Genomic DNA, 13,680 nt, shown 5'->3' with positions numbered 1-13,680 from the left:
GGGCGAGGGTCTGACCCCCGGGTGATTGATAATCGCCCCTACATTATACGATTTAGGAGGATCTGACCCCCGAGCACGTATACTAAACGCTCTTTTCAAAAGCACTGGGAAGTTTGACACCGCCCTCTTCTTTGCCATCTTCTCCATAGGTCGTTTTTTCCTGTTTTGCTTCAAATTGCGCAATATTCTTGTTGACCATATACAATTTTGTTTGCAGAAGAGTCTGACATTTATCTTTATAAAACTCTATTTCTTTAGCGACTTCTTTAAATTCTGTCAGCAGTTTTGCAAATCGTTCTTGCTCGTCTTTGGGAAACTGACCGATTACTTCACTAATGTTTTTACCACTAACGCCCAATTTTTCCATATAATCGCCAACATCCTGATCAAAGTTCTTAATCTGATACAGAAAGATCTGCTGGTGATTGAGGTTATCACTTAGCTCATCGATGCTGTTACTCTGAATCAGCATCAGCTCATCTTTAAGCTTGGGTATGGTATCACGATGAAGCTTAATAACCCCGAAAAGATAGTCATAAAAACTATCTAAAGTTTGTTTATATTTTATTGTTTCAGGCATAGTTAAGCCTCCTCGAGAATTTTATATTTTCTTATTTTAGAAGCGCATCGACCAACGCATCGGTTGGTACGTGATAGGTTCCGTTTTTAACGGCTTCTTTTAATTCACCCAAACGACTTGATTCTTTGACGGTAACATCGTATAGGATCGCTGATTTGGCGGTAGATACGCGATTGTCTTCAAAGGACGCACTACGGCTGTTTGAAATACTGCTGCTGTCTTGTTTATTCTTGCCGATGTCTTTTTTCTGCGAATCCAGACGACGGCTCGATTCTGCTGCTGTATCCTGACCTGTTTTGGATTGAACTACGGGATTATTGCTTGATAAAATTTTCATGACTAAACCTCCTTCTTTATTATACAATACGTTTATTTATTTTTGCTGATTAATCTTTATTTTATCTCTTGTTATACATATCGTCATTATAAAAGAATACTTTAGAAAAAGATAGAAAATAATTGGGGGGGGAGGGGGGAAGATATATAAATAATCCAGGCATCATCTGTGGTGATGTCTGGATTATTGGGGGACTGGCGATTTTCCAAGCGATTGATAATGACCTAGGGGTCAGACCCTTGTCCCTACGGGTTAATTCGTTAGGTTCCTATAAATTATTTTGTTGCATTTCGCATGCGGGCGATTGATAATCGCCCCTACGGGTTAATGCATTACGTTAGTGTTTTTATTGCGTTGGTTTATTTTTGTTCGTAGGGGCGGGTAGTACCCGCCCGGGACAATGCGTTACGTTGGTGTTTATTGCGTTGGTTTGTTTCTATTCGTAGAGGCGGGTAGTACCCGCCCGTGTCTAGTGATAAAACTATTTTGATAAGAACCGGATGATTTCGTCGGCGATGCGCTCCAGGGACAATTGTTTGTCCACGGCGCCGATGTTGTAGGCAACCATTGGCATGCCATAAACAATCGAGGATTTTTCATCCTGGCCAATGGTGTAGGCACCCTTTTTATGCATCTTAAGCAGACCGTTAGCACCATCCCGGCCCATGCCGGTAAGAATGACGCCAAGCGACTGTTTTCCAGCCACATCGGCCACAGAATCGAAAAGAACATCAACCGATGGGCAATGGCCGCTAACCTTTTCTTCCTGGGTACACTTAACAATATAACCGGGTCCTCTTTTGGCCAGCCGCATCTGGTAGCTGCCGGGGGCAATTAAAACCCGACCTGGTCTTAAATCATCTCCGTCCGCTGCTTCTTTAACTTCCAGCTCGCAGGTATTATTTAACCGTTCGGCATAGAGCTTGGTAAACACCGGCGGCATATGCTGAACAATAATAATCGGGGGCATATCCCTGGGCAAGCCGGAGATAACAGTATGAATCGCGTCGGTTCCGCCGGTTGAGGCACCGATAGCTATGATCTTGCTTTGGGTGTCAATCCCCTGATTGGCAATGGGATGGCTGGGGGTATAATCACTTTTACGGTTGCCAACCTTAGCCGTGGAGGCAATTTTAATTTTAATGATTAACTCATTGACAAACGAAGCCATGCCACCCGGCCTTGAAACATTGGGCTTGGTAACAAATTCTACGGCACCGGCATCAAGGGCGTCCAGGACATTCTTAGAAACCGAACTGACTACAATAACCGGCAAAGGGTATTGGGGCATCAGTTTTTTTAAAAATTCGATGCCATTCATCTTCGGCATTTCAACATCCAGGGTCAATACGTCAGGCTTTAATTTGATAATCAAATCTCTGGCCATATAGGGGTCAGTTGCTGTTCCAACGACTTCAATGTCGGGATCTTTCGATATTTCCCTTGATAGAGACTCACGAAAGACCAGGGAATCGTCTACGATCAGCACCTTAATTCTCTGCTTAAGTCTCATCACGGCTCCCCTTACTATTTTTCTTCAAGTAATTCTTCAATCACTTCTATTTCTTCATTTTTTAACAACCGTTCGCAGTCCAAAAGCAATTGAACCTTACCGCCGGCCTTACCAATCCCTTTCATAAAACGATTTTCAAAACCAGTTTTGTTTGATGGTGGTGGTGCAATTTCTTCATCGTCGATGGTTAAGACTTCCTCTACGTTGTCGACAATCAGTCCCACAGAGACTGCTTCAATGTCAATGACCACAATACAGGTTCGGTCGTTATAATCCACGGGTTCTTTACCAAACTGTAGTCTTACGTCAAGAACCGGAATAATCTTTCCACGCAGATTGATAATCCCCTTGATATAGGTTGGCACTTCCGGGACTTTTGTAATCGACTGCATCCCAATGATTTCAGTAACATATTTTATTTCAATGCCAAATACTTCTTCCTCTAATGAAAAGGTTAGAAATCTACCGTGCTGGGTATCTTCTTCCAGATTGTAATTATCTACAACATTCTCTGCCATTATAAATCTCCTCTTTAAATATTTTTTTAAAGTTTTCGTTGTTACCATTATACTTGAAACGTTTAAAAAGGTACACCCTAATTTATTCATCTCATTAGTAAAATTCTTGTTCTTTTTCTACCCGAATAAACGACTTTTAAACCTTAATTCAATTTAATAAAAAAGCTGGGCATGAAATGCTCAGCAACGGACACGGTTTAAAGATCAGAACTCTTCAATTTTCCGATTGAGTGACTGGATTTTCATGATGCCGGTTGCCAGATCAAAATATTGGGTTCGTCCAAAATTCAATCCGGTATCTTCTGCCAGAATGGGAATCCGCAGCTGGTTTAACACCTGCTTGACGCAGATTATATTGCGTTCACCGATGGCACCCAGCTTACTGCCCGGCTGAACCGCAAACATCTGGGCGCCGCCAGCAATTTTTGCTACAATGCGGTTATTGCCGCATCCGGCTCGCTTCATTTCATCAACCAGATCAACAATAGCGGTATCCGCAAATTTTTTGCGATTTATATCTTTATTTGAAAAATTAGTGCTGTCCGGCAGCATAATATGCGACAATCCCCCAACTTTTGAAACCTTGTCGTATAAGCATACTCCCACACAGGAACCCAAAGCGTAGGTGACGAGTACCTCCGGGCCCTTCGCTAATTTATAATCTGATATTCCAATTACAATCGACTTGCTCATATTTCGAGTCCAAGTTTTTGCATAATCGTTTTTAAGGTATTGATTTCGGCAAACATGATCATATTACTTTTTAAATCGTTGGTTTCACCCAGGAAATTTTCTTCAATAAACATTAGTTTGTCACCAATTGCCCCAAACTCAATAATTGGCACACTCATCAGAGCACCAACCATATCGATGGCGACATAAGGAACGGAGACTTCAATGGTTAGTCCGGTTAATGCTGAAATAGCATTGACATAGGATGATGCCAAAATATTACCGATTTCTTTGATCCCTGAAATTTTCATTTCACTCAGTTCTTCATCACTTTCATCTTCACCAACCAGAATATCCATGATGCTCTTAGCGTCTTCCACATTCAGTAAAAACATGATCATGCCGTGGGCATCACCGCTAAAATTGACCAGCACCGCCACCGTCATGGTTTCTGCCCCACCCAAGTTTTCAACGGCTTCATCAAAACCGGTGATGCGTACACTGGGAACACTCATATCTACTTTTTCATCTAAGATGGTGGCTAAGGCGGTCGCTGCATTCCCAGCTCCGATATTCCCAATTTCCCGGAGCATATCAATTTGCATTTCATTTAGTTCATCGTAGTTCTCGAACAAATTTTTACCTCTTTCTAACTAATCTAGTTTCTTATCATCACATCATCCCGTTGACAATATCATCCTGATCCCAATAAATTTTGCAATGTTCCAAACTGTCAACTTCAAATGAAAAGAGCATATCACCAAAGTAGATCCGAGTTCCCTGGTACAGTTTTCGTTTTACTGAAACGGAACCAAAATAATTGACAATCCCCTGATTCTTCACATAGCCAATGGCGTTATCAATTTCTTCGAGTTCTTTTTTAAGTAGCATAAACTGTCTGTCAATTTGTTTTTTCAGGGTTTTGACTTGCTCCATTCCAGAACTTTTATGATTGCGGTTTAAAATACTGTTCTTTTCCTGCGTCAATAGCAATCCATTGATCTGTGCTTCTTTTGCTTTATTTTCTTCAAGTTGCAGTTTTGCTTCTTCTTTTTTTAGTTCTAATCGGTCGAGTTCAGCCTGATCAACGGCTTTTTCCCCCAGGATACGAATCACCGTGGGATATTCCCGTTCGTTTCCAATGTTTCTGGCCACAAGCTCTCCCCGAAGCTTTATTTCTCCCCCGATTACGAGTTCCTTTGATCCGGACAGGTGAATATTACCATCGCAGGTTATTTTTCCGTCGATGATGTAGTCCACGGTGATATCACCTTTTACATTTAAACTGGCATTTTCAATGTAATTACAACGGAGGTCTTTTCCGGCCGTCACTTCGCCAGCCGTTCCACCATAAATCCCTTTGGCGATTACCAGATTTCCGGCTGATTCGATGACCGCATCTTCTACCACACCTTTTATAATCAGGTTTCCCCCGGCTTTAACGCTAAACCCGCTGCTGACATCGCCATCAATGGTAACGTCGCCAGGAAAATTGATATTTCCGGTTGAAAAATCGATATTGCTGCGGATATGCATCATTTCATCAATATTGATTGTGCTAACAAATTTTATAATGCCATCACAGTCGGCCATCAGCTTTGATTCATCTTCGTTCAAACTGGTGTTCTTTCCGGCTGGCACCTGCGGCTTTCGGCCTTTGTAGGCAGGAATTGGCTGTCCATAAAGATCCTTCCCCGCTATTCCCGCTGTTTCTTTTTCGATCTCGCAAAGAACCTGACCTTTTTGGGCCATCTGGAAATAGTCAAGATTCTTATAATCAACCGTTTCGTCTTCACTGTATTCCGGTTTATAATCGGCATCTTTTTTCACGAACAGCTTAACGACGCCATCTTTGCCATCAACAGGAGCCGTCGCTTCTGCTACTTTAATGCGAATATTAAAAATTGGCCGTTGAGCCAGTTTTTGTACCGCACTGTCGATGATGCCATGCTCAATTTGTTTTTCCGCCAGGGCCGTAAGTAACGCTTCTTTTGTAAAAACGGTGTTACCTTCTTCCTGCTTTTCCAGCTTGATGAAGCCTTGTCTTTTATCGTCACTGATACTGACCTCAATCAAGTTTACATTTTCTGTTTTTGCATTCTCCTCACTCATAATCCATCCCCTTTTCCATAAACATTTTCTTAACTCACACGTCCACTCTAAACAATGTCTATCTTAACTGGTTGACTGTCTTTTCCATTTCATCGGTAGATTGAACAATTCTGGAATTAAACGAAAAAGCCCGGTTTGATTCCAGCATTTTAACCATTTCCGTGGCCGAATCGGTAGCTGATGATTCCAGATAGCCGGTTCTTATGGTACTTTGCGCATCCGCCTCAGGCTGACCCGATAAATCCGATACTGCGAATTGATTGTTTCCTAATAAGGTCAGACCATAGGGATTATCAAAAGCAAAAACCCCCAGGGTCGTGGCATCAAAGCCATCGGTAATATTGATGGTGTTTCCGTCCTGTCCCAGGACGTAGTTTCCTCTGGCATCAACTAAAAAATTTTGTTCACCTTCAACACTGATGTGAAATACCCCATCTCTGGTGTATGTTGTGGTATTGGTTTCTCTGTTTTGTATGGCAAAAAATCCCGGCCCTTCAATGGCACAATCCAGGGTTCGTCCGGTTGGTTTAAGAAACCCCTGGGTAAAATCGATACCGATTTTTTGAACCTTAACACCATGACCGGTGCTGATTTCAACGCCGCCGCCACCATCAATATTTTCGTATAATAATGCCGAGAATGCCGTATTCTGAGGTTTAAATCCAACGGTATTAATATTAGCCACATTGTTAGCAATGGTATTAAGATTATTCTGTTGCGCGATCATACCAAGTTTTGAAGCGTAAAATCCTCTTATCATAATCGTACTCCTTCTTTTTTAATTATCCGACTCTACCGATGGTATTCGACGCAATTTCACTGATTTTATCAAAGATCTTAAGCATCTGGGTACATGAGGTAAAATTGTTTTGCCTGGCAATCATGTCACTCATTTGATCGGTCATATTAACGTTGGATTTTTCAAGAATTCCCTGCAGTAGACTGAAACTTCCTGCTTGCGCTGGCTGAAAGCCGTTTTCGGCTTGAAAGTAACCCTCACCAACCTGGGTGAGTTCATCCCCATTTGCGACTGTTGAAATATTCAGAACGGCTACCTGAGCGCCATTTTGAATGATAGTACCGTTGGGATTGACGGTAAATTCGCTACCCGTCAGTTGAATCGGTTGCCCACCATTGTTGAGCACCTGGCCCACCCCCGGCAAGGTTAAAAAGCCTTGCGCATCCAGTTCAAACTGGCCATTACGGGTGAGCACCTGGCCAAAATTAGCGTTTTGAATCACATAGAAGCCCTGTCCCTGAATGGCCATATCCACGGTGCGATTGGTTGTTTCAAAAATACCCTGGGTAAAATCGGTGAATTGCCCATCATTAACCGTAATGTAAGCGCCCGCTCCAATTTCGGCCTCAGCGATTCTTGGGTTTGTACTCATTCGTGAAATCATATATTCGGCAAAGGTTGACTGGACTGTGGATTGACTTTTATAGCCTGCCGTGGTGACATTTGCCACATTGTTAGCCAATACATTGATTGCTTTTTGTCCGGAGAACATGCCAGCTGCTGCTGCGTATGATCCTCTATCCATGGTAACACCTCCTGTTAATAGTTTTTTAAGCGATTTCTCATTTTAATCATGGCCTGGGAATGGATCTGCGACACCCTTGACTCGGTCACCCCCAGCACCTCAGCAATTTCTTTTAATTTTAGGTTTTCATAGTAGTAAAGCGATACCACCAGCCGCTCTTTTTCTTTTAACTGATCGACCGCTTCCCCCAGCTTTTCTTTTAGTTCATTATAGAGCATTCGTGATTCTGGTGAATCGTCGGATTTCTCTTCCGTTATCAGCGGGGATACCTCCATCATTTTTTCATTAATCGCCTCTTCATAGGAAAGGACAATGGCGTTGTGCCGCTGCTGTAAGATCTTTTGCAGGTTTGCCTCGGAGATTCCCATTTTTGCGGCAATTTCTGCTTCTGAAGGCTCTCTTTCCAGTGAAGCATATAATTCACCGTAGGTTTCTTCTAGCACCTTGGAAAGACTCCGTTGGCTCCGCGGCACCCAGTCCTGTTTTCGCATAAAATCGACAACTGAACCTCTTATCTTTAGCGTCGCAAAGGTTTCAAATTTATTGCCCAAATCCGGATTGAACTTCTCTACCGCGTCAATTAACACAATCATCCCCTGATTGACCATATCGTCCAGTTGTCCAAAATTATTGTAACTTCCCTTAAACCGTAACACAATTTTCTTGACCAGACCAGTATATTGCAGCACAATTTCATTACGAACCTCGGTTGTCCGCTGTTCTTTATATAATTGCCAGAGCACCATGATCTTTTCTTCAGTCTTCTTTTCCTCCAGCGTTTTTTCTCTTGGTTGTTTGTCTGGCTTCGTTTCTAAGCTCTTATCTTCGTTATTTTTTTCTGCAACATTCATTTTGACACTCCTTATACTTCAAAGGATTTGCGTAGATTAATTTTCCAGCTTTATCATTCCGATCACTTGAATCTGAATATTTGTATCTATTTCATTAAAAGAAAGGACGGTTAAATCTGCCAGAAATTGTTCTATTAATCGCTTAAAATAAATACGCACGATGGGGGAGGTGAGAATAATCGAATGGTCAATAATTTCTTTTAGCTTTTCGATTTGCTCGGTTACCTTCTCGACAATGGTCTGCACCACCTGGGGATCAATAGCAAGGTAGGTGCCGTGTTCATTTTTCTTAGCCGAATTAAGGATAATGTTCTCTATTTCCTGATCCAGAGCAATGACCTTGATGCTATTGCCATCGGTGTATTTTCTGGTAATGGTTCGTTTGAGCTTCTGCCTGACATACTCAGTGAGCATGTCGGTGTCTTTAATATTCATGCCATGATCACCCAGGGTTTCTAAGATACTTTCCAAGTCTCTGATGGGAATCCCTTCATTTAAGAGATTTATGAGTATCTTTTGGAAGTCGGCAATCGAAATAATATTTGGGATAACATCGTCAACAATGGCCGGATTTGACTTTGATACATTTTCCAGCAAGGTGTTGATATCCTGCCGACTTAACAGCTCATGCATGTGCTTTTTAATCACTTCTGACATATGGGTCACAATAACAGACAGGGCATCAATAACCGTATAGCCATAAACTTCAGCCAATTCCTTTTCATTCTCGGTGATCCATTTCCCCTTGATGCCATAGGCCGGCTCAATGGTTTCGATCCCGTCAATGGGCTCACTGGTGTTTGACGGGTCAAGGGCCAGATAATAGCCTACCAGTACTTCACCTTTGGCAATCTCTTCCCCTTTAATTTTTATTATATACTGATTGGGGTTGATAAGTCCATTATCTCTTAACCGAACAGTCGGAATTACCACCCCCATGTCAACAGCAAATTGTTTTCTAAAAATAACAATACGGTCGATAAAATTACCAGAGCTGCCTTCATCGACCATCGGCAATAGCGAATAACCAAATTCCATTTCAATTGGCTCAACGCCAATAACATTGTAAACGTTGTCGATGTTTCGGTAGAAGTCAACTTCACTGCTTTCTTCCTGGACCAATTGGGTCATTTGTTCGGCTTCATCCACTACCACTTTGACGTTGGAGCGACGAATCAGTAATAAGCCAAACCCGCTGAGCAGTACTGCCAAAGACAAAATCTGGAATGCCGGCGCTCCGGGAATAAGTGCCATTGAAGCGATAACAATACCGGCAATGACTAAAACCTGGGGTTGCGATAAAAACTGGTTTTTGACATCCACATTCAGGTTGTTTTCGGACGCTGCCCGTGTAACAATCATCGCGGTGGCAACAGAAATCATCAATCCCGGTACCTGACTGACCAGACCATCCCCGACGGTAGCAATCGTATAGACTGAAACGACCTCTGCAAGGGCCATGCCGCCCTGCAGCATCCCAATTATCATTCCGCCGACAAGATTAATAACGGCAATGATCATTGATGCGACCGCATCACCTTTTACCAACTTGGTGGCCCCATCCATGGAACCATAGAACTCAGCTTCGGTTTGAATTTTTAGCCGTCTTTCCTTGGCCTCAATATCGGTAATTGCACCGGAACTCAGATCGGCATCAATGGACATTTGCTTTCCCGGCATCGCATCCAGGGTGAATCGGGCGGAAACTTCTGAAATTCGTTCGGCGCCCTTAGTGATAACAATAAACTGTACAATAACGATGATAATAAAGACAACAAACCCAACGACAGCATTACCACCCAGAACAAAGGAACCAAAGGTTTCAATGACGGCCCCGGCTTTCCCACCATTTGAAAGAATCAGACGGGTTGAAGAAATATTCAAGGCCAGCCTTAATAGGGTGGTAATTAAGAGCATTGATGGAAAGATTGAAAAATCCAGCGGCCCCTTGATATACATTGTTGTTAAGAGAATAATGAGTGATATGGCAATGTTTAAAATAAACATGAAGTCCAAAATAAAAGGTGGTAAGGGTATAATAATAAGGGCAATTGTCAGAATGACAAAGACGACGACAAGGTTTTGAATGATTTTCATTTGACAGTTTCCTTCTTTTTATTGCTGTAAACCCAGGCCATTAATTCGGCCACGGCTTTATACAGTTCAGCGGGTATATAGTCATTGATCTCGACAGACTCATACAGACCTCTAGCTAGTGCCTTGTTCTCCTTAATCAGGATCTTGTTTTCTGCTGCGACGCTGACAATTCTCATCGCGATATGGTCTTTGCCCTTGGCGAGTACTAACGGGGCGACATCATGATCCATATCATATTTTAAAGCGACTGCGTAATGGGTCGGGTTTCTGACGATCACATCGGCCTGAGGCACCATTTGCATCATCCGGCTCATACTCATTTCACGTTGTTTTTGTCTGATCTTGCCTTTAATTTCAGGATTTCCTTCGGTTTGCTTATACTCGTCCTTAACTTCCTGTTTGGTCATTTTTAATTTTTTTTCATAATCATAGCGCTGGTAGGCGTAGTCGAGAATTGCCACCACTGAAAAAATCAGACAGACGGTTTGCACCATCGAGATAATCTGATCGTTCATAAATATCAGATTCGCGTCCAATTTTGTAGCCAACATATCGGGTGTCATCGGAATAATGCTTAAAATCGTGGTGTAAATAACCCCAATGATTAAGGCCACCTTGGCCATCGATTTAAGCAGTTCAACGACTGATCGTATTGATACCATTCTTTTGATACCGGATAAGGGATTGATCCGATTAAATTTAGGTTTTAATCCATCAGCAGCTACCAGAAAGCCAGTCTGCACTCCTGACATAATAATGGCGATGATCATAATTACAACCGCTACCGGTAGTACCGAAACAAAATATACCAAGGCTGCCTCCCTAAAAAGCTGGCCGACACTGGTTACGGTTAGGGTATCCATGCTTGCTACCTTATCCATTTGCCCGTGATAGTTCTTTTTCAGCTGTTGGTAAATGAACGGCACCATCAGGTTAAGCATAAAAAATGCCATAAACAGCAACACCACACTGACAACGTCTATGCTTTGAAAGGTATTACCCTTTTTTCGTTCGTCTTTTCTTTTTTTTGGGGTCGCCTTTTCTGTTTTTTCTGATCCTGCCATTTTTTTCTCCGATTAGGTTTTGATTATGCATCGGTAGATTATCCAAAAATCGTATAAAAGACGATCTAAGAACACTATAATTACGTTATGAGAAAGTTATAAATCAAATAAAAAAAGTTAATACCTGAGTGATCTTTTCCATCATCAGCAAATTCATTCGGGTCATAAAATTTGCTAACGCCGGTATCAAGGTAAAAATTACAATTAAACCAATCATCACCTTAATTTGAATATTGATAACGAAGACATTGATATTGGGTACCAGTCGCATTAAAATGCCGACAGCAAATTCAGAAATGAGCTCGGTGACAATAATCGGAATAGCTACCTGGATGGCGTAGATAAAAATATAATACATCAGCTCAATGATATAGACGCCGACCCGGTCACTGATATTGCCTAAGCCTAGCGGAATCACCTGAAATGATTGGATCACCACCGAAAATAATGCCAGGTGAGCGTTTGAGACAAAAAAGATCAGGACATACATGGCTGTCAATAAATTTCCGGTGACGGTGACGTTTGCCTGGGTGGAGGGATCATACATCGAAGCCATACTCAAACCCATTTGCATATCGATGTGCTCTCCACCCATCTGGAATACTGATAGAAACATCTGCATGATAAAGCCTATGACCATCCCAATGATAAATCCCTGAAGCATCGCCCCGATAAATTCGATCGCGGAATAGTTGATCACTTGGACGGCACTAAACTCAAAAACGGCAAATAGGGCAAGCGCCAGCGATAATCCCACCTTCAGAATAGTGGGAACCCCTCGTCTGCCAAAGATGGGATTAAAAAAAATAACTCCCGCTGTCCGGCAGCTGGCTAAAAGAAAAATCAGATACTGATTCATGTCAAAGGTCATCTTTATCACCCATGCTTATTTTTTCTACTATCTCCGGATATTTTAGCACCATCGTTTAGATTCATCCATTTGATCCATGAATTTTGATCTACGCATTAGATCTTTGTCGCAATGAGTTCAAATATCCGAAAGAACAGATCCATCATCTGCTGCAACATCCATCCCCCTGTAATAACCATCAGCAGGGCTGTGATGATCAGTTTGGGCACAAAGGTCATGGTTTGTTCGTTGATTGAGGTGGCGGCTTGAATAATTGAGATCACCAGCCCCACTAACATACTAATTAAAAGGATTGGCCCTGCGACCTTCATCCCGGTAAATACTGCATCTCTAAAAACTCCAATTAAATCGCCAATACCCATATGCTGTTCCCTTCTACTTAATTATAGGTCATGATCAAGGTTTTTACCAATAGACCCCATCCATCCACCACTACAAATAACATGATCTTAAATGGCAGGGAAATCATAACCGGCGGGAGCATCATCATCCCCATCGACATCAGCACACTTGAAACAATCATATCGATGAGTAAGAATGGAATAAAGATTAAAAAACCAATCAGAAAAGCCCGCTTCAGCTCACTGATGATAAAGGCTGGAATGACAATGGTCAGCGGTAGTTCCTGGGGTGCCAGATTTTCAATGCCCTGCTGACCCGCCTGAACCGATAAACTTTTAAACAAATCGACATCCATTGCGGTGGTTTGCTTTAGCATCCATTCTTTAATGGGATCAACTGCTTGATCGAGGAATTGCTGGGAGTCGATGGTTCCGGCATTATAGGGCTGCAATGCAACCGTGTTAATTTCAGTTAATACCGGTGACATCACAAAAAATGTAATTGCCAAAGCTAATCCCACCAGGATCTGATTGGGTGGTGTTTGCTGGGTACCTAGGGCATTTCTCAAAAATGATAAGACAATAATAATTCTGCCAAAGCATGTCATCATTAGTAGCAGGGTCGGTACAATCGCAATCAAGGTCATTAAGACGATAATTTTTACCGTATCCGAACTTTCTCCGGCTAAAAAACCTTCTACCGTCAGTTCTGCGCCATGGGCTGTTGCCGCCGTCAGAAAAAACAAAATGACCAGCATCGGCATGATGATCGATGCTTTTTTTAAAATGCTGTTGCTGTTTTTATTATGTGTCATAACTTTTTTATTCATTCTGTTTTTCCTTTTGAGAAAATGATTTGACCATACTCAAAAAGCTCTCTTTCGATAGTTCCTGCTTTTTTTGAAATGAAATTGGTTGATCCAGTTGTGATAAAATTTGGATCTGTTGTTCAGTTACCCCAACCAGGTACTGGACGCCCTGCACGTCAATGATGATAATTGAACCGCTTTTCCCGACAATCAGTCTTTCAATTACCTGAATATGGTGGCCGCCGGACAATGATCCCGGTCTTTTGATAAAGCGCTCAACATACCATCGACTGCCATAATAGGTTAAAACAATGACACCCACGGTCCCCAATAGTGCCAGAAAAATCGAAAATGCATCACTGGTAAACACC

Annotated in this window: 16 protein-coding genes; all 16 read right to left on the bottom strand. The window is 42.1% G+C overall.

The features are described from left to right. Positions 1–82 precede the first annotated feature (82 nt). The 16 genes from flgN to U2P91_RS07540 all read right to left on the bottom strand — a co-directional run bounded on the left by flgN (position 83) and on the right by U2P91_RS07540 (position 13,679). The gene (flgN, locus tag U2P91_RS07615; RefSeq protein WP_322519354.1) at positions 83–580 is read right to left on the bottom strand and encodes a flagellar export chaperone FlgN; all 498 of its coding nucleotides are present in this window, start codon (positions 578–580) and stop codon (positions 83–85) included. A gap of 31 nt (positions 581–611) precedes the next feature. Then, positions 612–917: a hypothetical protein gene (locus U2P91_RS07610; RefSeq protein ID WP_322519353.1), complete on the bottom strand. Its 306-nt coding sequence runs from the start codon at positions 915–917 to the stop codon at positions 612–614. 481 nt (positions 918–1,398) lie between these two features. Continuing rightward, positions 1,399–2,430, bottom strand: a complete 1,032-nt coding sequence (locus U2P91_RS07605; protein WP_322519352.1) for a chemotaxis response regulator protein-glutamate methylesterase — start codon at positions 2,428–2,430, stop codon at positions 1,399–1,401. A gap of 14 nt (positions 2,431–2,444) precedes the next feature. Continuing rightward, entirely contained in the window at positions 2,445–2,948 is a 504-nt protein-coding gene (locus U2P91_RS07600; protein ID WP_111887642.1) for a chemotaxis protein CheW, read from the bottom strand. A gap of 204 nt (positions 2,949–3,152) precedes the next feature. Next, positions 3,153–3,641 (bottom strand): chemotaxis protein CheD, encoded by a 489-nt coding sequence (locus U2P91_RS07595; RefSeq protein WP_111887643.1) that lies wholly within the window; start codon positions 3,639–3,641, stop codon positions 3,153–3,155. Then, on the bottom strand, positions 3,638–4,255 hold the full coding sequence (locus U2P91_RS07590; RefSeq protein WP_111887644.1) for a chemotaxis protein CheC: 618 nt from the start codon (positions 4,253–4,255) through the stop codon (positions 3,638–3,640). Before U2P91_RS07590 ends, U2P91_RS07595 begins: the two co-directional genes overlap by 4 nt. A gap of 37 nt (positions 4,256–4,292) precedes the next feature. After that, positions 4,293–5,732: a FapA family protein gene (locus U2P91_RS07585; RefSeq protein WP_322519351.1), complete on the bottom strand. Its 1,440-nt coding sequence runs from the start codon at positions 5,730–5,732 to the stop codon at positions 4,293–4,295. Positions 5,733–5,790: 58 nt separating this feature from the next. Continuing rightward, positions 5,791–6,492, bottom strand: a complete 702-nt coding sequence (locus U2P91_RS07580) for a flagellar hook-basal body protein (RefSeq protein ID WP_111887646.1) — start codon at positions 6,490–6,492, stop codon at positions 5,791–5,793. A gap of 22 nt (positions 6,493–6,514) precedes the next feature. Then, positions 6,515–7,276, bottom strand: coding sequence for a flagellar hook-basal body protein (locus tag U2P91_RS07575; RefSeq protein ID WP_111887647.1), 762 nt, complete (start codon positions 7,274–7,276; stop codon positions 6,515–6,517). A gap of 14 nt (positions 7,277–7,290) precedes the next feature. Next, positions 7,291–8,127 carry a sigma-70 family RNA polymerase sigma factor gene (locus U2P91_RS07570; protein WP_111887648.1) on the bottom strand — a complete coding sequence of 279 codons (837 nt, stop codon included), beginning with the start codon at positions 8,125–8,127 and terminating at the stop codon, positions 7,291–7,293. Between the two features lie 36 nt (positions 8,128–8,163). After that, positions 8,164–10,224, bottom strand: coding sequence for a flagellar biosynthesis protein FlhA (gene flhA, locus U2P91_RS07565; RefSeq protein ID WP_111887649.1), 2,061 nt, complete (start codon positions 10,222–10,224; stop codon positions 8,164–8,166). Then, positions 10,221–11,288, bottom strand: a complete 1,068-nt coding sequence (gene flhB / locus U2P91_RS07560) for a flagellar biosynthesis protein FlhB (RefSeq protein WP_322519350.1) — start codon at positions 11,286–11,288, stop codon at positions 10,221–10,223. Before flhB ends, flhA begins: the two co-directional genes overlap by 4 nt. A 103-nt stretch (positions 11,289–11,391) precedes the next feature. Continuing rightward, positions 11,392–12,159, bottom strand: a complete 768-nt coding sequence (gene fliR / locus U2P91_RS07555) for a flagellar biosynthetic protein FliR (protein ID WP_111887651.1) — start codon at positions 12,157–12,159, stop codon at positions 11,392–11,394. A 95-nt stretch (positions 12,160–12,254) separates the two neighbouring features. After that, on the bottom strand, positions 12,255–12,521 hold the full coding sequence (gene fliQ, locus U2P91_RS07550) for a flagellar biosynthesis protein FliQ (RefSeq protein ID WP_111887652.1): 267 nt from the start codon (positions 12,519–12,521) through the stop codon (positions 12,255–12,257). A 17-nt stretch (positions 12,522–12,538) separates the two neighbouring features. Beyond that, positions 12,539–13,330, bottom strand: coding sequence for a flagellar type III secretion system pore protein FliP (fliP, locus tag U2P91_RS07545; protein ID WP_242988627.1), 792 nt, complete (start codon positions 13,328–13,330; stop codon positions 12,539–12,541). Then, positions 13,323–13,679, bottom strand: coding sequence for a FliO/MopB family protein (locus U2P91_RS07540; protein WP_162624462.1), 357 nt, complete (start codon positions 13,677–13,679; stop codon positions 13,323–13,325). The genes fliP and U2P91_RS07540 overlap by 8 nt, the downstream gene beginning before the upstream one ends. Position 13,680: the final 1 nt, after the last annotated feature.

Source organism: Acetobacterium sp. K1/6, assembly GCF_034438075.1.
GTDB lineage: Bacteria > Bacillota > Clostridia > Eubacteriales > Eubacteriaceae > Acetobacterium > Acetobacterium carbinolicum.
The sequence above is the reverse complement of the archived record's forward strand: the minus strand, read 5'-3'. Positions and strand labels throughout refer to the sequence as shown.